Source organism: Enterobacter sp. 168J2, assembly GCF_034107265.1.
GTDB lineage: Bacteria > Pseudomonadota > Gammaproteobacteria > Enterobacterales > Enterobacteriaceae > Enterobacter > Enterobacter nematophilus.
Map to the genome: position 1 here is coordinate 193,129 of NZ_JAWNEB010000005.1, position 24,473 is coordinate 217,601.

Consider the following 24,473-nt stretch of genomic DNA (forward strand, 5'->3'; position numbering starts at 1 on the left):
GATTAGATTACTTAAACCCCACGACTGGATGCGGCTGATACGGCGTCTCCAGCTCGGCAATCTGCTCCGGCGTCAGGGATAAATCCACCGCACTCAGCAGTTCATCCAGCTGCTCTTCCCGCGACGTGCCGATAATCGGTGCCGCAACCCCGCGCTTGCTCAGCAGCCACGCCAGCGCCACCTGCGCACGGGTTGCACCGGTATCGTCGGCGATCCCGGCTAACCGTTCGGCAATTAGCGCATCGCTGGCTTCGGTACCGGAATAAAGATTTTTTCCCACTTCATCTGATACCAGACGAGCCGTAGTTTCTCCCCATGGGCGGGTTAAACGTCCGCGCGCGAGCGGGCTCCATGGGATCACCGCCACGCCTTCCTGATAGCAGAGCGGCAGCATCTCGCGCTCTTCTTCGCGGTAGATCAGGTTGTAGTGATCCTGCATGGTGACAAAGCGCGCCCAGCCGTGCTGCGCCTGGAGATCCAGCGCCTGGGCAAACTGCGACGCGTGCATAGACGACGCGCCGATATAGCGCGCTTTACCGGCTCTCACCACGTCGTTGAGCGCCTCAAGCGTCTCCTCGATCGGCGTGTTGTAATCCCAGCGGTGAATTTGCAGCAGGTCGACGTAATCCATGTTCAGGCGTCTGAGGCTGTCATCAATAGAGCGGAGGATCTGCGCGCGGGAAAGGCCCTGAGCCAGGTCGCCCACCGGGTAGTAGACCTTGGTGGCGACGACAATCTCATCACGACGGGCAAAATCGCGCAGGGCGCGGCCGACAATCTCCTCGCTGCTGCCGTCGGAGTAGCTGTTGGCGGTGTCAAAGAAGTTAATGCCGCCTTCAATGGCGCGTTTGATAATCGGGCGGCTGCTCTCTTCCGGCAGTGTCCAGGCGTGGTTTCCCCTGTCGGGCTCGCCAAAGGTCATACAGCCCAGGCAAAGTCGGGAAACGTTAAGGTCGGTTTTTCCTAATGTTGTGTATTGCACGGTCCGCTCCTGCTGTTTAAACATTACGTTTAAGCATAGCAGGAGCGGAAAGGGGGAGGGTCAGTCCAGCCAGCTGCGGATTTTGGCTTCGATACCGGCAGCGTCCAGGCCAATCGCCGCACGCGCTTCGTCCTGGGTACCTTGCGGGATGAAATAATCCGGCAGGCCGAGGTTCAGCACCGGCACGGCCTTACGGTTTGCCATCAGCACTTCGTTCACGCCGCTGCCCGCACCGCCCATGATGGCGTTTTCTTCCAGCGTGACCAGCACGTCATGCGTCTCAGCCATATTCAGGATCAGGGACTCATCCAGCGGCTTCACAAAGCGCATATCCACCAGGGTAGCGTTCAGCGTTTCAGCCGCTTTTGCCGCCTCCGGCATCAGCGTGCCGAAGTTCAGGATCGCCACCTTCTCGCCGCGACGCTTCACCAGACCTTTACCGATCGGCAGTTTTTCCAGCGGCTGGAGCTCAACGCCCACCGCATTGCCGCGCGGGTAGCGAACCGCGCTTGGGCCATCCTGATAGTGGTAGCCGGTAAACAGCATCTGACGACATTCGTTCTCGTCGCTTGGCGTCATGACAACCATATCCGGGATACAGCGCAGGAAGGAGAGATCGAACGCGCCCTGGTGCGTCTGGCCGTCGGCACCGACGATGCCCGCGCGGTCGATAGCAAAGAGCACCGGCAGCTTCTGGATGGCCACGTCGTGGATCACCTGATCGTAGGCGCGCTGCAGGAAGGTGGAATAGATTGCAACAACCGGCTTGTAGCCGCCAATCGCCAGGCCCGCGGCAAACGTCACCGCGTGCTGCTCGGCAATCGCCACGTCGAAATACTGGTCAGGGTACTTTCTGGAGAACTCCACCATGCCGGAGCCTTCGCGCATAGCCGGGGTAATCGCCATCAGCTTATTGTCTTTCGCAGCGGTTTCGCACAGCCAGTCGCCGAAGATTTTAGAATAGCTCGGCATGCCGCCGCTGCTTTTCGGCAGACAGCCGCTGGACGGGTCGAATTTCGGCACCGCGTGGAAGGTGATCGGATCTTTCTCCGCCGGCTCGTAGCCACGCCCTTTTTTGGTCATGATGTGCAGGAACTGCGGGCCTTTGAGGTCGCGCATGTTCTTGAGCGTGGTCACCAGCCCCAGGACATCGTGACCGTCAACCGGGCCAATATAGTTAAAGCCCAGCTCTTCAAACAGCGTCCCCGGCACGACCATGCCTTTGATATGTTCTTCGGTGCGCTTGAGCAGCTCTTTAATCGGCGGTACGCCGGAGAAGACTTTTTTGCCGCCTTCGCGCAGCGACGAGTAGAGCTTGCCGGAAAGCAGCTGTGCCAGATGGTTATTCAGCGCGCCGACGTTCTCGGAGATCGACATTTCGTTATCGTTGAGGATAACCAGCATGTCCGGCTTGATATCGCCCGCGTGGTTCATGGCCTCGAAGGCCATGCCGGCGGTGATGGCTCCGTCGCCAATCACGCAGACGGTGCGGCGCTGCTTGTTCTCTTTCTCGGCGGCAACGGCAATACCGATGCCCGCAGAAATGGAGGTCGATGAGTGGCCGACGCTCAGCACGTCATACTCGCTCTCACCGCGCCACGGGAACGGGTGCAGGCCACCTTTCTGACGAATAGTGCCAATTTTATCGCGACGTCCGGTCAGAATTTTGTGCGGATAGGCCTGGTGGCCGACGTCCCAGATAAGCTGATCGAACGGCGTGTTATAGACGTAGTGCAGCGCCACGGTCAGCTCTACCGTGCCAAGCCCGGAGGCGAAATGGCCGCTGGAGCGGCTTACGCTATCGAGCAGGTAGCGACGCAGCTCGTCGCACAGCTTCGGCAGGCTCTCTTTCGGCAGCAGACGTAACTCCTGGGTGGAGTCAACTAACGCCAGTGTCGGGTATTTGGCAATATCAAAACTCATCAAAGGCTCATCGAGATATATAGTTTATTTATCACGCTGGATTATATAGTCCGCTAGCGCTTCCAGTGCCGAGGTATCCAGCGATTGCGCGGCCAGTTCATTCAGCGACTGGCGGGCATCGTCAATCAGATCCCGGGCTTTACGTTGGGCTTGCTCAAGACCCAGCAGGGCGGGGTAGGTACTTTTGCCAAGCTGCTGGTCGGCACCCTGACGTTTACCCAATGTTGCAGTATCGCCCACCACATCCAGAATGTCATCCTGAACCTGGAATGCCAGACCGATACTTTCTGCGTATCTGTCCAGAATCGGCAGGGCTTTACGCCCTTGCTCACCCGCACTCAGCGCGCCCAGGCGAACGGCGGAACGAATAAGCGCGCCCGTCTTATGGCGATGAATACGCTCCAGCTGTTCCAGATTAACCTGACGTCCTTCCGCTTCAAGATCCAGCGCCTGACCGCCGCACATGCCGGCCACGCCGCTGGCCATCGCCAGTTCAGAAATCATCGCCAGGCGGTCGCGGTCGGCCACTTCCGCCATCGGCGCGTCGCTCAGAATCGAGAACGCCAGCGTTTGCAGAGCATCACCCGCCAGAATGGCATTCGCCTCGCCAAACTTAATGTGGCAGGTTGGCTGACCCCGGCGCAGATCGTCGTCGTCCATCGCCGGGAGATCGTCGTGAATCAGTGAATAAGCGTGGATGCACTCAACGGCGGCTGCCGGGGCGTCCAGCGTGTTATCGCTGATACCAAACATATTGCCGGTGGCGTATACCAGAAACGGGCGCAGGCGCTTTCCACCCAAGAGTGCGCCATAGTGCATGGCTTCAACCAGTGGAGTGTTCTGAAAAGGCTGTGGCGCAATAAATCGGCGCAGGGCGTCGTTGGCGCGCACGACGCGCGCCTGAAGCTCGTTGGCAAAATCCATTTACTCGGCGTCCGGTGTGAAAGGCGTGGTTTTCGCGTCTTCGCTGTCGGAGAGCAGGATCTGCACGCGCTGCTCGGCCTGCTGCAGTTTGACCTGCCCCTGGCGCGCCAGCTGCACGCCACGTTCGAATTCGTTAAGCGCCTCTTCCAGCGGGAGATCGCCGCTTTCAAGACGGGTAACGATTTGCTCCAGTTCACTCAGCGCAGTTTCAAAACTGGCCGGTGCGTCGTTCTTCTTCGGCATAGTGAATTGACTCTTATATTCTCAGCCCTGATATGGTAACGGACTCGGGCGGATAAGCAAATAACGCGCAATGTGCACAGGAGCGGCGCGATGGTGGTATACTTGCGCGCCTGGATGCAGCCACGGGTGTGGGCTGCTGTACTCTTTTCCATTACAAGCCTTAATACGCTTGCCTAAGAAACATTGCCGCCATGAAGTTTATCATTAAATTGTTCCCTGAAATCACCATCAAAAGCCAATCTGTGCGTTTGCGCTTTATTAAAATTCTCACCGGGAACATTCGTAACGTATTAAAGCACTACGACGAAACCCTCGCCGTGGTGCGCCACTGGGACCACGTGGAAGTGCGCGCCAAAGACGAAAATAAACGTCAGGATATTCGCGACGCCCTGACCCGTATTCCTGGGATCCACCATATTCTGGAAGTGGAAGATGTTCCGTTCAGCGATATGCACGACATCTTCGAGAAAGCGCTGGTCCAGTACCGCGATCAGATCGAAGGCAAAACCTTCTGCGTGCGCGTGAAGCGTCGCGGCAAGCACGAATTCAGCTCCATTGAAGTTGAACGTTACGTCGGCGGCGGTCTGAACCAGCACGTCGAAACGGCGCGCGTACGTCTGACCAACCCGGACGTGACCGTTAACCTGGAGATCGAAAACGATCGCCTGCTGCTGGTAAAAGGGCGCTATGAAGGCATCGGCGGCTTCCCGATTGGCACCCAGGAAGATGTGTTGTCCCTGATCTCAGGCGGCTTCGACTCCGGCGTCTCCAGCTATATGCTGATGCGTCGCGGCTGTCGCGTGCATTACTGTTTCTTCAACCTGGGCGGCGCGGCGCATGAAATCGGCGTTCGTCAGGTGGCGCATTACCTTTGGAACCGCTTCGGCAGCTCCCATCGCGTGCGTTTTGTGGCGATTAACTTTGAGCCAGTGGTCGGCGAAATCCTCGAAAAAGTGGACGATGGCCAGATGGGCGTGATCCTGAAACGTATGATGGTGCGCGCGGCGTCCAAAGTGGCTGAACGCTACGGCGTGCAGGCGCTGGTCACCGGCGAAGCGCTGGGTCAGGTCTCCAGCCAGACGCTGACCAACCTGCGTCTGATCGACAACGTCTCTGATACGCTGATCCTGCGTCCGCTGATCTCCCACGACAAAGAGCACATCATCGACCTGGCGCGCGAAATCGGCACCGAAGATTTTGCCCGCACCATGCCGGAATACTGCGGCGTGATCTCAAAAAGCCCAACGGTGAAAGCGGTGAAGGCGAAGATCGAAGCGGAAGAAGAGAACTTCGACTTCAGCATTCTGGAAAAGGTGGTGGCGGAAGCGTCCAACATCGATATCCGCGAAATTGCCCAGCAGACCGAGCAGGAAGTCGTTGAAGTTGAAACCGTGAGCGGCTTCGGCGCTAACGATGCGATTCTGGATATTCGCTCTATTGACGAGCAGGATGACAAGCCGCTGGTGGTGGACGGCGTGGAGGTGGTTTCTCTGCCGTTCTATAAGCTGAGCACTAAGTTTGGCGACCTCGATCAGAGCAAAACGTATCTGCTGTGGTGTGAGCGTGGGGTGATGAGCCGCCTGCAGGCGCTGTATCTGCGCGAGCAGGGCTTTGCGAATGTGAAGGTGTATCGCCCGTAGTGTATTGCCGGGGAGTGCGGCCTGTTGCCCTCACCCCGGCCCTCTCCAAAGGGGAGAGGGAGAACACCTATTCGTAATAATTATAAATTCCCGCCGGCATCACCAGCGATGACGCCACTTCGTACGCCTTCTCCCGCCCAACCAGCAGGTCAATAATCTTCAGGCCAAAATCAATCGCGGTGCCCGGTCCCTGGCTGGTCAGCAGATTAACGCGCGGATCCCAGACGACGCGTTTGTCCACCCACTGGTCTTCCGGGATCGTATCCTTCAGCCCCGGGAAACCGGTCATATTGCCGATGGGGAAGATATCGTGCGGAACCAGAACCGTTCCGGCGGCGGCACAGATTGCCGCGACGATACGGCCAGATAAATGAAACTGACGCACGGTCTCGACCAGCAAGGGACTGTCGCGAAAACATTCCGCGCCTTTTAAGCCGCCGGGCAGGACGATGATGTCGTAATCGCCGTCAGCCACCTGAACAAGCGGTGCGTCTGCCAGGATTTTCACCCCCCGGGAACAGGTGATTGCCAGATTGCCGTCACTGGCAACGCTGGCGGTTGTTACCTTAATGCCGCCACGTACCATTAAATCAATGGTGGTGACCGCTTCCATCTCTTCGCTACCAGGGGCGAGGCAGATCAGTGCCGACGCGCTCATATTCACTCTCCTTACGTTTAACCAGGTCATACAGACGGGCGTTTTCCGGCACGGCGATGCCGTGCGCGCGGGCGCGCTTTAGCAGATAGCCGGTAATGTAGTCTATCTCCGTATGGCGTAATGCCCGAACGTCCTGCAGCATCGAGGAGATGTTCTCAGCCGTACTCTCAATAACCTGCTCGACATAACAGCGTAAATCCTCTGCTGAGGTGTGCAGGCCTTCGCGCTCAATGACTGAAGCGACTTCTGCACAGAGGGACGCCACCTCCTGCGGATGGTTTTTCAGCTCCCCGTTCGGGCAGTTCCACAGCGCCGTCAGCGGATTGATCACGCAGTTTACGGCCAGCTTGCGCCACAGCTGAGGGCGGATGTTGTTGTGCCAGGCGACGTCCGGCAATACCTTTTGCAGCACGTCTGCCAGATAGCTGTAGTCCCCATCCTGTGTTCTGGCCGGGCCGATGTGCGTCACGCCGCTGGCGACATGCACGATAATAGTCCCGTCGCGACGGGCGGCGTGGGTGGTGGTCGCCATCAGCAGAGGCTGCGGGACGCTTTTCAGCTCATCAAGGGTTCCCATACCGTTATGCAGCAGCAGAATGGGGGACGTGGGGGGGAGCTGCGCGGCCAATGTCTTGACCGCATCCGAGACCTGCCACGCCTTGAGCGTCACCAGCAACAGGTCGCTTTGCGCCAGGAAATCAGGATCGTTCGCGGTGAGGGATTCGTTAAAAATGCTTCCGTCTTCACCAATCAGGTTGACGCTGCAATAGGGCTGGGGCACGCGCAGCCAGCCCTGAACCTCATGTCCGTGCTTGCACAGCGCGGTTAGCCACAGCTGACCTAGCGCTCCGCATCCGAGCACCGTAATTTTCATTGTTCCTCCTCACCTGCAACTGCGCCAGGTGTTACAGCTTAATTATACAGCTAAGCTTCTGTTGAGTTATGCCTCGTAGCGGGTATTATGCAACGCAACAAAAGTGAAGGGAGAAGAAAAGATGCCATCTTTCGATATTGTTTCCGAAGTTGATATCCAGGAAGTTCGCAACGGCGTTGAGAACGCAACCCGCGAAGTTGAGTCACGTTTCGATTTTCGCGGCGTTGAGGCGTCGTTTGAGCTGAACGACGCAAATAAGACCATTAAGGTGCTGAGCGAGTCTGATTTCCAGGTGAATCAGCTGCTCGACATTCTGCGCGCTAAGCTGTTAAAACGCGGCATTGAAGGGACGTCTCTGGACGTGCCGGACGAGTTTGTCCACAGCGGTAAGAACTGGTTTGTAGAAGCCAAACTGAAGCAGGGCATCGAGAGCGCGGTGCAGAAGAAGATCGTTAAGCTTATCAAAGACAGCAAGCTGAAGGTGCAGGCGCAGATCCAGGGCGAAGAAATTCGCGTGACCGGTAAATCTCGCGATGACCTCCAGTCCGTGATGGCGCTGGTGCGCGGCGGAGATTTGGGACAGCCGTTCCAGTTTAAAAACTTCCGCGATTAAGACAGAAAAGCCCGGTTCAACCGGGCTTTTTTTCAGGCTTTGAGCGCCTGCTCGACCTCAAAGCGGTTCGTCACTTTGCTGTCTATTTTGACGTAAGCGCTGCGCTCTTCCGGGACAATGAGCACCTCTGTCACGCCCTCTTTTGCTTCCAGACGCTGCTTCAGCGCATCGCTGATTTCCACCTCATCCGGTATCTCCACGCGCAGGCTGCTTACGTAGCGCGGCTCTTTCATAGTGCTGGCGACCAGCAGCCAGGCTGTCGCCAGCAGCGCGCCCGCGAGAAATACGGTTTGGGAATCAAACAGGCCGTCCACCCAGCCGCCGAGCGAGCCGCCAATCGCCACGCCGAGAAACTGGCTGGTGGAGTAAATGCCCATCGCCGTGCCTTTGTAACCGGCCGGAGACTCTTTGCTGATAAGCGACGGCAGCAGCGCTTCCATCAGGTTAAACGCCAGGAAGAACAGCTGTACGCCGGCAACCAGCTCCCAGAAGTGCGGGCCGGAGCCCCAGAGCACGATCTCGGCGATCAGCAGCAGCGCCACGCAGCCCACGAAGACGCGCTTCATTTTGCGCTTCACTTCGGCATAGATAATGAACGGCACGACGGAGACAAACGAAATCAGCATCGTCACCAGATAGATTTTCCAGTGCTCAGCCGCCGGGAAACCCGCCGCGGCAAGCTGGCCGGGCAGGGCGACAAAGGTCGACATCAGCAGAATGTGCAGGCACATGATGCCGAAGTTCAGCTTCAGCAGGCGCGGTTCGACGAGCACTTTGCTGAAGCAGCCTTTTACCATGCCTGACTCACGGTTCAGAACGTGGTTTTTGCTGTCCGGCACAACCCACAAAGTCAGCGCGATCCCGATGGTCGCCAGCACGGCAATCATCCAGAACAGGGCGTGCAGGCCGAGCGTATGGGTGATAATCGGGCCCAGCACCATCGCAATCGCGAAGGTCACGCCAAAGCTCACGCCGATAAACGCCATCGCCTTCGTGCGGTTCTGTTCGCGGGTAAGGTCTGACAGCAGCGCCATCACGGCGGCGGCAATCGCGCCGGAGCCCTGCAGGGCGCGGCCAAGAATAATGCCCCAGATGGAGTGGGAGAGGGCGGCAATGACGCTACCGAGAACAAAAATAAGCAGACCGCCGACAATCAGCGGCTTTCGGCCCACCCTATCGGAGAGCAGACCAAACGGGATCTGAAATATCGCCTGGGCAAGGCCGTAGATACCAATTGCCAGGCCAATCAGCGCCTCGCTGGCTCCTTGAAGCGCCATGCCGTACGTGGTCAGAACAGGCAGGACCATAAACATGCCAAGCATCCGTAGCGAGAAGACAGTCCCTAAGCCCCAGGTCGCGCGTAGCTCGCCTGGCGTCATTTTATAATCGTTCATTACCACCTCAGTTCAAAAGCAGGCCATAGTGTAGTGCGGGGAAGGGGCGGGGTAAATAAAGGCTTATTTAACAAATATTACATGCGTTATTAATGGATTTGGTGAATAAAAAAGGGTGCCGAAGCACCCTTTTATTCACCTGCGAATCTTACCAGACGTAAGTCAGCAGGTTATGTGAATCCGGCACCATGAAGTCTACGGACATCATCACGGACAGCGAGGTGATGGCAACGATAGAGAACACAAACAGCTTGCGCGCCCAGACTTTGTCATCTTCCACTTTATAACCGCGCAGGGCCATACCGAGCCACCAGACGCTCACCGCAGCCGCTACCGCCAGATATTTATATCCGGCGTAACCACCCAGAGAGAGCATCAGCGTTGCCACGGCAAAAGCGATGATGTAGAGCGTGATGTGGTTCTTGGCAACCGAAATGCCCTTCACGACCGGCAGAACCGGGATGTTCGCTGCCTGATAATCCTTAAAACGGAAAATCGCGATGGCATAGGAGTGCGGCATCTGCCACAGGCTAAAGATAGCCAGCAGGATCAGCGCACCGCTGTCGAACTCGTTCGTGACCGCGCAGTAGCCAATCACCGGCGGCGCAGCGCCGGAGAGAGAACCAATCAGCGTGCCGTAGACGGAGTGACGTTTCATATACAGGCTGTAGACGCCTACATACACCACGAACCCCATCACCCCCAGCCAGCAGGCCAGCGGGTTAGCACCAAACCACAGCAGCATAAAGCCAGCAATACCCAGCAAGGTGGCGTACACCAGCGAGACGGAAGGGGCGATCAGGCCTTTAACCAGCACCCGATTTTTGGTCCTTTCCATCTTCTTGTCGATATCCATGTCGATGTAGTTGTTAAATACACAACCGGACGCAACAACCAGTGACACACCGACCAGCGTAGAGATAAAGAGGGCGTAATCAATGCTGCCTTTAGAGGCCAGCAGGAACCCTCCGATCACGGAGATCAGGTTGCCAAAGATGATGCCTGGTTTCGTTACTTGCAGGTATTGCTTAAACATACTCGCCGCTCTTAGTGAACCATCATGTTGTAGTTGAGGTTCCACATAATCCAGATGGAACCGACTACCAGGATAGCGATGATAATCACGGTAAAGATAAAGGCCGTCATATTCCAGCCTTCATCGGACTTGGTGTTCATGTGCAGGAAGCAAACCAGATGCACCAGAATCTGAATCACCGCGGTCACCAGGATTGCTCCCAGGATAACCGGCTTGGACGCAGAACCGCTCATCACCATCCAGAACGGGATCACCGTCAGGATGATCGACAGGATGAAACCTGTCATGTAGGTTTTTACGCTGCCGTGGGAAGCGCCATGATCGTTAGAATGACTCATTACATCGCCCCCATCAGATAGACAACAGAGAACACACAGATCCATACCACGTCCAGGAAGTGCCAGAACAGGCTCAGGCACATAATACGGGTACGGTTAGTGCTGGTCAGGCCGCGGCGGGAGATCTGGAACATCAGAACTGCCATCCAGATCAGACCCGAGGTCACGTGCAGACCGTGGGTGCCCACCAGCGCGAAGAACGCGGACAGGAAGCCACTGCGATCCGGGCCGAAGCCTTCCATAATCAGGTGATGGAATTCATAGATTTCCATCCCGATAAAGCCAGCACCAAACAGCCAGGTCAACGCCAGCCAGGAGACAACCTGGCTCTTGTTGTTTTTGTACATGGCGATAGCCGCCATGCCGTAGGTGATGGAGCTGAATAACAGCAGTGCGGTTTCAACCAGAACGAACGGCAGTTCAAAGATGTCCTTGCCGGTCGGGCCGCCCGCTGTGCCGTTCACCAGAACGGCATAGGTCGCGAACAGACAGCAGAACAGAATGCAGTCGCTCATCAGGTAGATCCAGAAACCGAAGACTTTGGTCGGTCCTGTATCATGGTGCGCATGTTCATGCGCGTGGGCAGTTGAGTGCGCCAGAGTATCAGTTGCCATTTTTCAGCCCCGCTTTAGAAATCTCGTCGAAATGCTGATTTTCCAGCTTTTCAACTTCACGGACTGGTACGTAGTAGTCCACGTCCTCGTCAAAGCTCTTCACAATCCAGCTGATTACGATGCCAGCGAAGCCAACAATCGCCATCCACCAGATGTGCCAGATCATTGCGAAACCAAATACCGTTGCGAAAGCGGCAATCACGATGCCCGCAGCGCTGTTTTTCGGCATATGGATCTCTTCGTAATGCTCAGGTTGCTTGTACGCTTCACCTTTTTCTTTCATTTCCCAGAATGCATCACGCTCGTGAATGTGCGGCACTACGGCAAAGTTATAGAACGGCGGTGGAGAAGAGGTTGCCCACTCCAGCGTACGGCCACCCCATGGGTCACCGGTCAGGTCGCGGTTCAGGTTACGGTCGCGGATGGACACGTAGTACTGAATCAGCTGGCACAGAATACCGCAGGCAATCAGCGCTGCACCGCCCGCTGCAACCATCAGCATTGGGTGGAACTGCGGATCGATCTGCTGGCTCAGACGACGGGTCATACCCATGAAGCCCAGCACGTACAGCGGCATAAACGCCACGAAGAAGCCAATGATCCAGAACCAGAACGCGCGTTTACCCCAGGTTTCGTTCAGCGTGAAGCCAAACGCCTTAGGCCACCAGTAAGTCACACCTGCGAAGCAGCCGAAGACCACGCCGCCGATGATAACGTTATGGAAGTGCGCAATCAGGAACAGGCTGTTGTGCAGAACGAAGTCAGCACCTGGTACCGCCAGCAGTACGCCGGTCATCCCACCCACGGAGAAGGTCACGATGAAGCCGATGGTCCACAGCATTGCTGAGTGGAACACGATACGGCCCTGGTACATGGTGAACAGCCAGTTGAAGATCTTCACCCCGGTAGGGATGGCGATAATCATGGTGGTGATACCGAAGAAGGCGTTTACGTTCGCGCCCGCACCCATAGTGAAGAAGTGGTGCAGCCAAACGATGAACGACAGAACGGTAATACACACGGTTGCCCACACCAGCGAGGTGTAACCAAACAGACGTTTACGCGAGAAGGTTGCCGCGATTTCGGAGAACACACCGAAGACTGGCAGAACCAGAATGTACACTTCCGGGTGACCCCAGGCCCAAATCAGGTTGATGTACATCATCATGTTGCCACCCATATCATTCGTGAAGAAATGGGTGCCCAGGTAGCGATCCAGGGTTAGCAGCGCGATGGTGACGGTCAGAATTGGGAACGATGCGATAATCAGTACGTTGGCGCACAGAGATGCCCAGGTAAATACCGGCATCTTGAACATCGTCATACCAGGTGCACGCATCTTCAGGATGGTCACGAAGAAGTTGATACCGGTCAGGGTTGTACCGACACCGGAGAGCTGAAGCGCCCAAATCCAGTAGTCAACACCAACACCCGGACTGTACTCAATTCCCGACAGCGGCGGGTACGCCAGCCAGCCGGTCTGCGCGAATTCGCCCACGCCCAGTGACAGGTTAACCAGGATTACGCCGACAACCGTGAACCAGAAGCTCAGGTTGTTCAGGAACGGGAACGCGACGTCGCGCGCGCCGATTTGCAGCGGAACGACAACGTTCATCAGACCGATTACCAGCGGCATCGCCACGAAGAAGATCATGATAACGCCGTGGGCGGTAAAGATCTGGTCGTAGTGGTGCGGTGGCAGGAAGCCGGCTTCGCCTGCAGACGCAAGTGCCTGCTGGCTACGCATCATGATTGCATCCGCAAAGCCACGAATTAACATGACGATACCGACGATGCAGTACATGATACCGAGTTTTTTGTGGTCAACCGAAGTCAGCCACTCATTCCACAGGTAGCTCCACTTACCGAAGTAAGTGATCAGGCCAACTAAGGCCGCGCCACCAATGATAATTGCAGCCACCGTAACCATGATAATCGGTTCATGGTAGGGCACTGCATCCAGTGTCAATTTTCCGAACATTTTCTTCCTCGGCCCCTTAGTGAGCGGTTTCCGCGTGGCTCATGTCCATGCCTTCCATACCTTCGTGCGCGCTGTGCTCGCCTTCTGGCTGGGTCATGTCCATGCTCTTACCGTGATCCATAAATTTGCCAATAACGTCTTTGAACAAATCAGGTTTCACGTTAGAGAAGTACTCCACCTTGTTGTATTCGCTAGGTGCAGCCACTTTTTCGAACGCCGCCATGTCAGACATGGTGTTTGGAGACTGCTTCGCTTTTTCAACCCACTGGTCGAAAGCGGCACGGTCCGGCGTCGCAATAGCTTTGAACTTCATACCTGAGAAGCCCGGGCCGCTATAGCTGGCGGAGATACCATCGTAGGTGCCTGCTTCATTCGCGATCAGATGCAGGTTTGTCTGCATACCGGCCATCGCGTAAATCTGGCTACCCAGACGCGGGATGAAGAAGGAGTTCATTACGGAGTTGGAGGTCACTTTGAACTGAACCGGAGTGTTCGCCGGGAAGGCGATTTCATTCACGGTAGCAATGCCCTGCTCTGGATAGATGAAGAACCATTTCCAGTCCATGGAGACCACTTCAATGGTAATAGGTTTTTCATCGTGAACCAGCGGCTTGCTTGGCTCTAGTGCGTGAGTGGTTTTCCAGGTCAGTACGGCAAGGAACAGGATGATCAGGATAGGTACCGTCCAGACCACAGCTTCAACTTTGTTGGAGTGTGACCAGTTCGGGCTATACTTCGCATCTTTATTGCTCGCACGATACTTCCAGGCGAAACCAACAGCCATCAAAATGGCAGGAATAACCACAATCAACATCAGGCCAAAAGCCGTCAATATCAGTGAACGTTGTTCCAGTCCAATCTGTCCTTTGGGGTCTAGTAGTGCAGAATCACAGCCACTGAGTAATACAGTGCCTGCGAATAATGACAACCATCCCAAACTTTTATTGTATTTCCTGAGTCTCATTTAACGACCTCAATTCCACGGGAGTCTGGTGGCGTTTAAAGTGTGCGGGCATTTTACGGGAAGGTTACATTACTGTAAACATCATTAGGCCTGTGTCAGGAAGGTGTTACCGGGTTCTGCCGCACGTGTCACAAGTGTTGCAGATTATGTCGGTTTTTATGACCGAAGCCGCATGATATGGGCTTTATAACGAAAGGACCCCCAAGCATACCCTAAAAGGGGCAATTGGTATAACCATTGTTAAAAATATACAAAAAATTAACAATTAATTATCAATAAAAAGACATCTAAAAAACGAAAAATCAAACTTTCCAATGCTGAATCGTTTAATGAAAAATAGCGTTTTGGAATTGGCTCCAATAATTTCCAAATCCTATCCCGCACAAAACAACAAATATTTTTTTAGCGGCTGTTGGCTATTTCACCGTTATAATTTCGGTTGGTGATTACAACGGGAAATAACCTTTCACTTTTTCTTCAGGCCATCTGCGTTTTACGCAATGCCATAAAATCGAGCATACCGCCCGTCAGGATCCCGGCGATGGCCAGCAGGGCTCCGGCGTCCAGCAGAAGGGCTTCGAGAGGGAGCGCCAGAGACGTACTGGCGTTAACGATAAGTACCACAAGCCAGAGCGACAGCGCGGCGCAGCCCGCCATGAGCAGACGTAACGCAAAACGGTAAGCGCGGTGATATTCAGTGCGCGGCATAAAGTGTTCGGTCCGCTGGGTATATTCCAGCGTCTGGCGACACACCAGCAATAATAAAATCCCCGGCACGGCAGCCGCGACCGAGAAGAGATAAAAAGTTGGCCAGCCGTGGGCTTCCACAAACCAACCGGCAATTGGACCCACGTACACGCGGCCAACGGCCGAGAGCGCCGAGAGCAGCGCAAACTGCGTGGCGGAAAATGATTTATTGCACAGGGTCATCAGCAGGGCGACAAATGCCGCCGTCCCCATGCCGCCACAGAGGTTTTCGAAGAAGACCGCCGCTGCCATGCTGAACATATGCTTGTCGGTCACCGACAGCAGCCAGTATCCCGCGTTTGATGCGCCCTGAAGAATGCCGAAGATCAGCAGCGCGCGGAACAGCGTCAGGCGCTGCATCAATACGCCGCCGTAAAGCGCGCCGACGATGGTCGCAAACAGCCCCAGCGTTTTATTCACTACACCCACTTCACCGGCATCAAAACCGACGCCGCGAATCAGGAAGGTGGTGGTCAGGCTCATGGCAAAGGCATCGCCCAGCTTATAAAGGACGATGAGCAGCAGGATCAGCCAGGCATTGTTGCGGCCAAAAAAGTCGCGCAGCGGTTCGGCCACGGCCTGCTCCAGCGAGCGGGGAACCGGAATGACGTCGCTCGGTTCGGGAGCAAACAGGGTTGCGATAATGCAGGGGATAAGCAGGGCGGCCATCAGCCAGTACATGCCCTGCCAGCCGAGGTAACGGTCGGCCAGCCACAGCGCCAGCCCGCCGGAGACCAGCATCCCGAGGCGATAGCCCAGCACGCTGATGGCTGCACCGGCCCCGCGCTCCTCGGCAGGTAAGACGTCAGTCTTCCAGGCGTCGAACACAATATCCTGGGAGGCGGAACAGAAGGCTATCACCACCGCAAGCGCGGCCATCCAGCGGAGCTGTGTGGTCGGCTCAAGAAAGCCCATCGCCGCAATCGCCAGCAGCAGCAGGACCTGCGTCATCACTAACCAGCCGCGACGACGTCCCAGGAACGGCGGCGTATAGCGATCCATCACCGGCGACCACAGGAACTTAAAGACATACGCCTGACCGACCAGCGAGAAGAAACCAATGGTTTTGAGATCGATGTTCTCAACCGTCATCCACGCCTGAAGGGTGCCGGAGGTGAGCGCGAGGGGTAAACCGGAGGCAAAGCCGAGGATCAGCAGAATCGCTGATTTCGGTTGCTGGAAAATGCGTAAGTAGTGACTGGACATGGTCTTATGAACTGGCCCGGTGAAGCACCGGGCCAGCGAGCAGGATTAACGTGCGTTCTGCTTGATAAAGTCGTGAATGCTGGTGTCCTGCGCCATATCGGCGATGGTGTCAGTCAGCACGCTGTTAACGGCGTTAGCAATGTTCTGGTTAGATGCCTGGAACGCGCCTTCGACGGAGTAGCTGGCGCGGTAGTTTTTGGTCATCTTGTTGCCGTTCTTCGCGGTGGCAATGATGGCGATATCCGCTTTGGTCGCGATGTTGTAGCGCACGTTGCCCTGAGAGACGTCTGCGTAAAGGTTGTTGACGATGATCTGCAGATCAACCGCGCCGCTTGGGCCAATCATGTAGCCGCGAGCGGTCATTTGCTTCTCAAGCACTTCCTGCAGCAGGAAGCGCAGGTCGCGGGACGCGGTCAGCGTCACCTGCTGGTTATCGCGGGTCACTTTTGCCAGTGCCTGGTCCTGACGCTGATCGGCACCGTTAATGCTCACGGTGACGCCCATCAGGCTAGGGTCCTGCTGAGGCAGAGTGATTTTTGGTGAGACATCAATAGTGGTAGGCGGAGTAGCGCAGCCTGCCAGCATAAAAAGGGCTACCAACGGAAAGAAGAGTTTTTTTAACATTTTCAGGTTCTCAACGAATCGTAAGCATAAAGAGAGAGAAATTGCCGCCATCATAACATCGACAACGGTCAGGGGAAGTGGTCAACGCATGTAAATTCATCGTCTTGTCTGAAAACTGACCAGCTCACCCTTTTTCTCCTCCCGCGAGTGACGAAAGGTATGAGTCTCACAGTGAACTTCATGCATTTGAATGAGAAAATAAGACGAAAGCTAAATATTTGTTGTCAAGGTGTAATGGAAACGGTAAAAGCGGCTAACATTTAAAGGGATGGGTGACATCTTAGCGTTGTCGGAGGAGTAATTTCATGATGATACGTGAACAGATAGAAGAAAAATTAAGGGCAGCGTTTAACCCTGTGTTCCTCGAAGTCGTCGACGAAAGCTATCGTCATAACGTGCCGGCAGGTTCTGAAAGCCACTTTAAAGTGGTTCTGGTTAGCGATCGCTTCACGGGAGAACGTTTCCTGAACCGACATCGCCTGATCTACAGCACCTTGACGGAAGAACTCTCCACAACCGTGCATGCGCTGGCACTGCATACCTACACCATTAAGGAATGGGAAGGCCTGCAGGATACGGTTTTCGCGTCGCCGCCTTGTCGCGGTGCAGGCACCATCGCCTGATAAATCGGATTTGCAACGGCTGGAGCTTTTCCAGTATGTTGCTTACAGATTTCCTCAAAACGGCCTCCGGGCCGTTTTGTTTTGTCTGAGTTTTGAGCGGATGGTGCGATTTTAAGGCTAAAAATAGCCTTAAAGTGTGAAAAAAGCCGCAGCAACATGCTCCAACCGTTCTCGACTCACCTAAGTGATGCCGCTATAATGCCGCGTCTTATTGAATGTCTTCGGGATGATTCTGGCGACAGGGAATGTGAATCTGCACTAAGAGAGCATCCCGGTATAACAGACAGATTCAGAGTTGACCGAGCACTGTGATTTTTTTGAGGTAACAAGATGCAAGTTTCAGTTGAAACCACTCAAGGCCTTGGCCGCCGTGTAACGATTACTATCGCTGCTGACAGCATCGAAACTGCTGTGAAAAGCGAGCTGGTCAACGTAGCAAAAAAAGTACGTATTGACGGCTTCCGTAAGGGCAAAGTACCAATGAATGTTGTTGCTCAGCGTTATGGCGCTTCCGTGCGTCAGGATGTGCTGGGTGAACTGATGAGCCGCAACTTTATCGACGCGATCATCAAAGAAAAAATCAATCCAGCTGGCGCACCAAACTACGTGCCAGGCGAATACAAACTGGGCGAAGACTTCACCTACTCCGTAGAGTTCGAAGTGTACCCGGAAGTTGAGCTGAAAGGTCTGGAATCTATCGAAGTTGAAAAACCGATTGTTTCCGTGACTGACGAAGACGTTGACGGCATGCTGGACACCCTGCGTAAGCAGCAGGCGAACTGGAAAGAGAAAGAAGGCGCTGTTGACGCGGAAGACCGCGTAACCATCGACTTCACCGGTTCTGTAGACGGCGAAGAGTTTGAAGGCGGTAAAGCGTCTGACTTCGTACTGGCAATGGGCCAGGGCCGTATGATCCCAGGCTTCGAAGACGGCATCAAAGGCCACAAGGCTGGCGAAGAGTTCACCATCGACGTGACCTTCCCGGAAGAATACCACGCTGAAAACCTGAAAGGTAAAGCAGCGAAGTTCGTCATCAACCTGAAGAAAGTTGAAGAGCGCGAACTGCCAGAACTGACTGAAGAGTTCATCAAGCGTTTCGGCGTTGAAGATGGTTCTGTTGCTGGCCTGCGTACCGAAGTGCGTAAAAACATGGAGCGCGAGCTGAACGGTGCTGTGCGTAACCGTGTGAAATCTCAGGCGATTGAAGGTCTGGTGAAAGCGAACGAAATCGACGTTCCTGCTGCCCTGATCGACAGCGAAATCGACGTGCTGCGCCGTCAGGCTGCACAGCGTTTCGGTGGCAACCAGCAGCAAGCGATGGAACTGCCGCGCGAGCTGTTTGAAGAGCAAGCGAAACGCCGCGTTGTTGTTGGCCTGCTGCTGGGCGAAGTGATTCGTACCCACGAGCTGAAAGCTGACGAAGAGCGTGTGAAGGGTCTGATCGAAGAGATGGCGTCTGCATATGAAGATCCATCAGAAGTGATCGAGTTCTACGGTAAGAACAAAGAGCTGATGGACAACATGCGCAACGTCGCACTGGAAGAGCAGGCTGTTGAAGCGGTACTGGCGAAAGCGAAAGTGACCGAAAAAGCGACCTCTTTCAACGAACTGATGAACCAGCAGGCGTAATTTCGCCCTAACGGTTTAAAGTTTGAACAAAAAACCCGTTGCCCTCCGGCGACGGGTTTTTTTTATCGCGGCATGGGTTCTGGAAGGGTGCTAAAACGCCCTTTCAGTGTTAGCGTTACAACAAAAGGTTGTTATGCTTGAAATAGGGCGTGGCGAACCCCATAAGTATGTAATCACGATGATTGAGACTGGCTGATAATCCGTCCATAAGGTTACAATCAGTACAGCAGGTGTTTTCAATTTTGAACCAGGAGACGGAAATGTCATACAGTGGCGAACGAGATAACTTTGCACCCCATATGGCGCTGGTGCCAATGGTTATTGAACAGACCTCACGTGGTGAGCGTTCTTTCGATATCTATTCCCGTCTGCTCAAGGAACGCGTTATCTTTCTGACCGGCCAGGTAGAAGACCATATGGCTAACCTGATCGTGGCGCAGATGCTGTTCCTGGAAGCGGAAAACCCGGAAAAAGACATTTACCTGTACATCAACTCGCCTGGCGGTGTGATTACGGCGGGCATGTCCATTTATGACACCATGCAGTTCATCAAGCCAGATGTCAGCACTATTTGTATGGGTCAGGCTGCATCCATGGGGGCCTTCCTGTTAACCGCAGGGGCGAAAGGTAAGCGTTTCTGCCTGCCTAACTCCCGCGTGATGATTCACCAGCCGCTGGGTGGTTACCAGGGGCAGGCGACGGATATCGAAATCCACGCCCGCGAAATTCTGAAAGTAAAAGCGCGCATGAATGAACTTATGGCGCAGCATACAGGTCAATCTCTTGAGCAGATCGAGCGCGATACCGAGCGCGATCGCTTCCTCTCTGCTCCAGAGGCAGTTGAGTACGGCTTAGTCGACTCCGTATTGACCCATCGTAATTGATGCCCGCGACGCGAGTGTGCCGCTATACTAAGGTAGGGCGGCACGCTGCTTAAAGCACACGCGTCTTAGAATGGCATTTGCGTCGTCATGTGCGGCACAAAGAACTTAAAAAGAGGTTTGGACTCATGACAGATAAACGCAAAGATGGTTCGGGCAAACTGCTGTACTGCTCTTTTTGCGGCAAAAGCCAGCATGAAGTGCGTAAACTGATTGCCGGGCCGTCCGTGTATATCTGCGACGAATGCGTCGATTTATGTAACGACATCATTCGCGAAGAGATTAAAGAAGTTGCGCCGCACCGTGAGCGTAGCGCATTGCCAACGCCGCATGAGATTCGTCATCACCTTGACGACTATGTCATCGGCCAGGAGCAGGCCAAGAAAGTGTTGGCTGTAGCGGTGTATAACCACTACAAACGTCTGCGTAACGGCGACACCAGCAATGGCGTAGAACTGGGCAAAAGTAACATTCTGCTGATCGGGCCAACCGGCTCCGGTAAAACGCTGCTGGCTGAAACCCTGGCGCGCCTGCTGGATGTTCCATTTACCATGGCGGATGCCACCACCCTGACCGAAGCCGGTTATGTGGGTGAAGACGTTGAAAACATCATTCAGAAGCTGCTGCAGAAGTGCGATTACGACGTTCAGAAAGCACAGCGCGGGATTGTTTATATTGATGAGATCGACAAGATCTCCCGTAAATCAGACAACCCGTCCATCACTCGTGACGTCTCGGGTGAAGGCGTGCAGCAGGCTCTGCTGAAGCTGATTGAAGGTACGGTTGCGGCCGTTCCGCCGCAGGGCGGACGCAAACATCCGCAGCAGGAGTTCCTGCAGGTTGATACCTCCAAGATTCTGTTCATCTGCGGCGGTGCGTTTGCTGGTCTGGATAAAGTCATTTCCCACCGTGTTGAAACTGGCTCCGGCATTGGTTTTGGCGCAACGGTGAAGGCGAAGTCCGAGAAAGCCAACGAAGGCGAACTGCTGTCGCAGGTTGAGCCTGAAGATCTGATCAAATTTGGTCTGATCCCTGAATTCATTGGCCGTCTGCCGGTTGTGGCAACGCTGAATGAGCTGAGTGAAGAGGCGCTGATCCAGATCCTGAAAGAGCCGAAAAACGCGCTTACCAAGCAGTATCAGGCGCTGTTCAATCTTGAAGGCGTCGATCTGGAATTCCGTGACGAAGCGCTGGATGCGATTGCCAAGAAAGCGATGATCCGTAAAACCGGCGCGCGTGGCCTGCGCTCTATCGTTGAAGCGGCTTTGCTCGACACCATGTACGATCTGCCGTCGATGGAAGATGTCGAAAAAGTGGTTATCGACGAGTCCGTGATCGGCGGCCAATCCAAGCCGCTGCTGATTTACGGTAAACCGGAAGCCCAGCAGGCATCTGGCGAATAATTCACCAAATCATACAAGCAGTTAATCAAAAAGGGGGGATTTTATCTCCCCTTTACTTTTTCCGTATTCATAGCGTTGAATGTGTGGGAAACATCCCCATATACTGGATACATGTTAATGGTTATGTGAAGCACTGTGACATGACCAGCTTACCTGGCGGACACTAAACTAAGAGAGAGCTCTATGAATCCTGAGCGTTCTGAACGCATTGAAATCCCCGTATTGCCGTTGCGCGATGTGGTGGTTTATCCGCACATGGTCATACCCTTATTTGTAGGGCGGGAAAAATCTATCCGTTGCCTCGAAGCCGCCATGGATCATGATAAAAAAATCATGCTGGTGGCCCAGAAAGAAGCATCAACGGATGAGCCGGGTGTAAACGATCTTTTCACCGTCGGGACCGTGGCCTCTATTTTGCAGATGCTGAAGCTGCCTGACGGCACCGTGAAGGTGCTGGTGGAAGGGCTGCAGCGTGCGCGTATTACCACCCTGTCTGACAATGGCGAACACTTCTCTGCCAAGGCAGAGTACCTTGATTCGCCTCAGCTTGATGAACGCGAGCAGGAAGTGCTCGTGCGCACCGCAATTAGCCAGTTTGAAGGCTATATCAAGCTGAACAAGAAAATTCCACCAGAAGTGCTGACGTCGCTGAACAGCATCGACGATCCTGCGCGTCTGGCGGACACCATCGCTGCACACATGCCGCTGAAGCTGGCTGACAAACAGTCCGTGCTGGAAATGTCCGACGTTAACGAACGTCTGGAATACCTGATGGCGATGATGGAGTCTGAAATCGATCTGCTGCAGGTTGAGAAGCGCATTCGTAACCGCGTGAAAAAGCAGATGGAGAAATCTCAGCGTGAGTACTATCTGAACGAGCAGATGAAGGCCATTCAGAAAGAGCTGGGCGAGATGGACGACGCGCCGGACGAAAACGAAGCGCTGAAGCGTAAGATCGACGCGGCGAAGATGCCGAAAGAGGCGAAAGAGAAAGCCGAAGCAGAACTGCAGAAGCTCAAAATGATGTCTCCAATGTCGGCTGAAGCGACCGTCGTGCGCGGCTACATTGAGTGGATGGTGCAGGTTCCGTGGAACGCCCGCAGCAAGGTCAAGAAAGACCTGCGTCAGGCCCAGGAAATCCTCGATACCGACCACTACGGCCTGGAACGCGTCAAAGACCGCATCCTTGAGTACCTCGCGGTACAAAGCCGTGTGAACAAAATTAAAGGCCCAATTCTGTGCCTGGTAGGACCGCCGGGGGTGGGTAAAACCTCTCTGGGCCAGTCCATCGCCAAAGCGACCGGACGTAAATATATCCGTATGGCGCTGGGCGGCGTGCGTGATGAAGCGGAAATCCGCGGTCACCGCCGCACCTACATCGGTTCTATGCCGGGTAAACTGATCCAGAAAATGGCGAAAGTGGGCGTTAAAAACCCGCTGTTCCTGCTTGATGAAATCGACAAAATGTCGTCGGACATGCGCGGCGACCCGGCGTCTGCTCTGCTGGAAGTGCTTGATCCAGAACAGAACGTGGCGTTCAGCGATCACTACCTGGAAGTGGATTATGATCTCAGCGATGTAATGTTCGTGGCGACCTCCAACTCCATGAACATTCCGGCACCGCTGCTGGACCGTATGGAAGTGATCCGCCTCTCCGGTTATACCGAAGACGAAAAGCTGAACATTGCTAAACAGCACCTGCTGCCGAAGCAGATTGAGCGTAACGCGCTGAAAGCCAACGAGCTGACCGTCGAGGACAGCGCGATTATCGGCATCATCCGTTACTACACCCGTGAAGCGGGCGTGCGTAGCCTTGAGCGCGAAATCTCTAAACTGTGCCGTAAGGCGGTGAAACAGCTGCTGCTGGATAAGAGCCTGAAGCACATCGTGATTAACGGCGACAATCTGCATGCCTACCTGGGCGTTCAGCGCTTCGACTACGGTCGCGCGGACAACGAAAACCGCGTGGGCCAGGTCACCGGTCTGGCATGGACGGAAGTGGGCGGCGATCTGCTGACCATCGAAACCGCCTGTGTACCGGGCAAAGGCAAGCTGACCTACACCGGCTCGCTGGGTGAAGTGATGCAGGAGTCTATTCAGGCTGCGCTGACCGTGGTGCGCGCGCGTGCGGAAAAACTGGGTATCAACCCGGATTTCTATGAAAAACGCGACATTCACGTTCACGTTCCGGAAGGGGCGACGCCGAAAGATGGCCCAAGCGCGGGTATTGCGATGTGTACGGCGCTGGTCTCCTGTCTGACGGGCAACCCGGTACGTGCCGATGTGGCAATGACCGGTGAAATCACCCTGCGCGGTCAGGTCCTGCCAATCGGCGGGTTAAAAGAAAAACTGCTGGCGGCACACCGCGGTGGGATCAAAACCGTATTGATTCCATACGAAAACAAACGCGATCTGGAAGAGATTCCGGACAACGTGATTGCCGATCTGCAGATCCATCCTGTTAAGCGAATTGAGGAAGTACTTACTCTCGCATTGCAGAATGAACCGTCCGGAATGCAGGTTGTAACCGCAAAATAGTGACCTCGCGCAAAGAGCGTCAATAAAAACAAGGCTGGTAAGTCATTTCGCACTTGCCAGCCTTTTTTTGTATAGCTAATTTAGATTGCTGATTAGGTCAGCCATCAACAACGGGTGTTGTAAGGTCATGGCAGGCCTGATATAACTGCTGCGCGGTCGCGTTGTGAAGGACTCAGGCGCGATATAAATTATAAAGAGAGGAAGAGAACAGTGAATAAATCTCAACTGATTGACAAAATTGCTGCTGGTGCTGATATTTCTAAAGCTGCAGCTGGACGTGCGTTAGATGCATTAATTGCTTCTGTTACTGAATCTCTGCAGGCTGGGGACGACGTTGCACTGGTAGGCTTCGGTACTTTTGCTGTTAAAGAGCGTGCTGCCCGTACTGGCCGCAACCCTCAGACCGGTAAAGAGATCACCATTGCTGCTGCTAAAGTGCCGGGTTTCCGTGCAGGTAAAGCGCTGAAAGACGCAGTAAACTGATTGCTTTCCCGTTTCAGGGAAGCCGGATAGTACAAGGGCGCATCGTTTGATGTGCCTTTTTTGTTTGTCCAGACCTGATTTGTGCGAGTTTATGCGAGTTGTGGGCTGACAATCGCCCCGTTTTCTTGTCACAATACGCCTTTACGCGCGACGGG

General features: G+C 54.6%; 22 protein-coding genes. 8 read left to right on the forward strand and 14 right to left on the reverse strand.

The window, feature by feature from the left end:
- Positions 1-7: 7 nt before the first annotated feature.
- The 4 genes from USG84_RS15095 to xseB are packed head-to-tail and all read right to left on the reverse strand — an operon-like array spanning position 8 to position 4,072.
- Positions 8-982, reverse strand: a complete 975-nt coding sequence (locus USG84_RS15095) for an aldo/keto reductase (RefSeq protein ID WP_061099050.1) — start codon at positions 980-982, stop codon at positions 8-10.
- A gap of 60 nt (positions 983-1,042) precedes the next feature.
- Entirely contained in the window at positions 1,043-2,905 is a 1,863-nt protein-coding gene (gene dxs, locus USG84_RS15100; protein WP_151413946.1) for a 1-deoxy-D-xylulose-5-phosphate synthase, read from the reverse strand.
- A 24-nt stretch (positions 2,906-2,929) separates the two neighbouring features.
- Complete coding sequence (gene ispA / locus USG84_RS15105; RefSeq protein WP_008503332.1) at positions 2,930-3,829, reverse strand: (2E,6E)-farnesyl diphosphate synthase; 900 nt, start codon at positions 3,827-3,829, stop codon at positions 2,930-2,932.
- Complete coding sequence (gene xseB / locus USG84_RS15110) at positions 3,830-4,072, reverse strand: exodeoxyribonuclease VII small subunit (protein WP_008503331.1); 243 nt, start codon at positions 4,070-4,072, stop codon at positions 3,830-3,832. It lies immediately after the preceding gene.
- Positions 4,073-4,263: 191 nt separating this feature from the next.
- Here xseB and thiI point away from each other — a divergent pair, with 191 nt between their 5' ends.
- The gene (thiI, locus tag USG84_RS15115; protein ID WP_253540916.1) at positions 4,264-5,712 is read left to right on the forward strand and encodes a tRNA uracil 4-sulfurtransferase ThiI; all 1,449 of its coding nucleotides are present in this window, start codon (positions 4,264-4,266) and stop codon (positions 5,710-5,712) included.
- A gap of 67 nt (positions 5,713-5,779) precedes the next feature.
- On the opposite strand, the gene yajL is transcribed toward thiI, so the two are convergent.
- Positions 5,780-6,370 carry a protein deglycase YajL gene (yajL, locus tag USG84_RS15120; protein ID WP_151413945.1) on the reverse strand — a complete coding sequence of 197 codons (591 nt, stop codon included), beginning with the start codon at positions 6,368-6,370 and terminating at the stop codon, positions 5,780-5,782.
- Positions 6,333-7,244, reverse strand: coding sequence for a 2-dehydropantoate 2-reductase (gene panE / locus USG84_RS15125; RefSeq protein WP_061099046.1), 912 nt, complete (start codon positions 7,242-7,244; stop codon positions 6,333-6,335). The genes yajL and panE overlap by 38 nt, the downstream gene beginning before the upstream one ends.
- 121 nt (positions 7,245-7,365) lie before the next feature.
- On the opposite strand from panE, the gene USG84_RS15130 reads away from it, so the two are divergent.
- On the forward strand, positions 7,366-7,857 hold the full coding sequence (locus tag USG84_RS15130) for a YajQ family cyclic di-GMP-binding protein (RefSeq protein ID WP_023293165.1): 492 nt from the start codon (positions 7,366-7,368) through the stop codon (positions 7,855-7,857).
- Between the two features lie 32 nt (positions 7,858-7,889).
- Here USG84_RS15130 and USG84_RS15135 read toward each other — a convergent pair whose 3' ends face one another.
- The 8 genes from USG84_RS15135 to USG84_RS15170 all read right to left on the reverse strand — a co-directional run bounded on the left by USG84_RS15135 (position 7,890) and on the right by USG84_RS15170 (position 16,761).
- Positions 7,890-9,251, reverse strand: coding sequence for an MFS transporter (locus tag USG84_RS15135; protein ID WP_253540918.1), 1,362 nt, complete (start codon positions 9,249-9,251; stop codon positions 7,890-7,892).
- Between the two features lie 148 nt (positions 9,252-9,399).
- Positions 9,400-10,287 carry a heme o synthase gene (cyoE, locus tag USG84_RS15140; RefSeq protein WP_061099044.1) on the reverse strand — a complete coding sequence of 296 codons (888 nt, stop codon included), beginning with the start codon at positions 10,285-10,287 and terminating at the stop codon, positions 9,400-9,402.
- An 11-nt stretch (positions 10,288-10,298) separates the two neighbouring features.
- On the reverse strand, positions 10,299-10,625 hold the full coding sequence (locus USG84_RS15145) for a cytochrome o ubiquinol oxidase subunit IV (RefSeq protein ID WP_006176899.1): 327 nt from the start codon (positions 10,623-10,625) through the stop codon (positions 10,299-10,301).
- Positions 10,625-11,239: a cytochrome o ubiquinol oxidase subunit III gene (locus USG84_RS15150; RefSeq protein ID WP_003859057.1), complete on the reverse strand. Its 615-nt coding sequence runs from the start codon at positions 11,237-11,239 to the stop codon at positions 10,625-10,627. Before USG84_RS15150 ends, USG84_RS15145 begins: the two co-directional genes overlap by 1 nt.
- Positions 11,229-13,220 (reverse strand): cytochrome o ubiquinol oxidase subunit I, encoded by a 1,992-nt coding sequence (gene cyoB / locus USG84_RS15155; protein WP_028012157.1) that lies wholly within the window; start codon positions 13,218-13,220, stop codon positions 11,229-11,231. Before cyoB ends, USG84_RS15150 begins: the two co-directional genes overlap by 11 nt.
- A gap of 16 nt (positions 13,221-13,236) precedes the next feature.
- Positions 13,237-14,184, reverse strand: coding sequence for a cytochrome o ubiquinol oxidase subunit II (cyoA, locus tag USG84_RS15160; RefSeq protein WP_008503322.1), 948 nt, complete (start codon positions 14,182-14,184; stop codon positions 13,237-13,239).
- A 477-nt stretch (positions 14,185-14,661) separates the two neighbouring features.
- The gene (gene ampG / locus USG84_RS15165; protein WP_253540920.1) at positions 14,662-16,137 is read right to left on the reverse strand and encodes a muropeptide MFS transporter AmpG; all 1,476 of its coding nucleotides are present in this window, start codon (positions 16,135-16,137) and stop codon (positions 14,662-14,664) included.
- Positions 16,138-16,182: 45 nt separating this feature from the next.
- A complete protein-coding gene (locus tag USG84_RS15170; protein WP_023310568.1) occupies positions 16,183-16,761 on the reverse strand; it encodes a lipoprotein in 579 nt (192 codons plus the stop codon).
- 305 nt (positions 16,762-17,066) lie between these two features.
- Here USG84_RS15170 and bolA point away from each other — a divergent pair, with 305 nt between their 5' ends.
- The 6 genes from bolA (at position 17,067) to hupB (ending at position 24,318) form a co-directional block, all read left to right on the forward strand.
- Positions 17,067-17,384: a transcriptional regulator BolA gene (bolA, locus tag USG84_RS15175; protein WP_003859051.1), complete on the forward strand. Its 318-nt coding sequence runs from the start codon at positions 17,067-17,069 to the stop codon at positions 17,382-17,384.
- A gap of 330 nt (positions 17,385-17,714) precedes the next feature.
- The gene (gene tig / locus USG84_RS15180; protein ID WP_008503318.1) at positions 17,715-19,013 is read left to right on the forward strand and encodes a trigger factor; all 1,299 of its coding nucleotides are present in this window, start codon (positions 17,715-17,717) and stop codon (positions 19,011-19,013) included.
- A gap of 260 nt (positions 19,014-19,273) precedes the next feature.
- Positions 19,274-19,897, forward strand: a complete 624-nt coding sequence (clpP, locus tag USG84_RS15185) for an ATP-dependent Clp endopeptidase proteolytic subunit ClpP (protein WP_014069126.1) — start codon at positions 19,274-19,276, stop codon at positions 19,895-19,897.
- Between the two features lie 125 nt (positions 19,898-20,022).
- Entirely contained in the window at positions 20,023-21,297 is a 1,275-nt protein-coding gene (gene clpX / locus USG84_RS15190; protein ID WP_061099041.1) for an ATP-dependent protease ATP-binding subunit ClpX, read from the forward strand.
- A 183-nt stretch (positions 21,298-21,480) separates the two neighbouring features.
- Complete coding sequence (gene lon, locus USG84_RS15195) at positions 21,481-23,835, forward strand: endopeptidase La (protein WP_061099040.1); 2,355 nt, start codon at positions 21,481-21,483, stop codon at positions 23,833-23,835.
- Between the two features lie 210 nt (positions 23,836-24,045).
- Positions 24,046-24,318, forward strand: coding sequence for a nucleoid-associated protein HU-beta (hupB, locus tag USG84_RS15200; protein WP_002444653.1), 273 nt, complete (start codon positions 24,046-24,048; stop codon positions 24,316-24,318).
- The last annotated feature ends 155 nt before the right edge of the window (positions 24,319-24,473 follow it).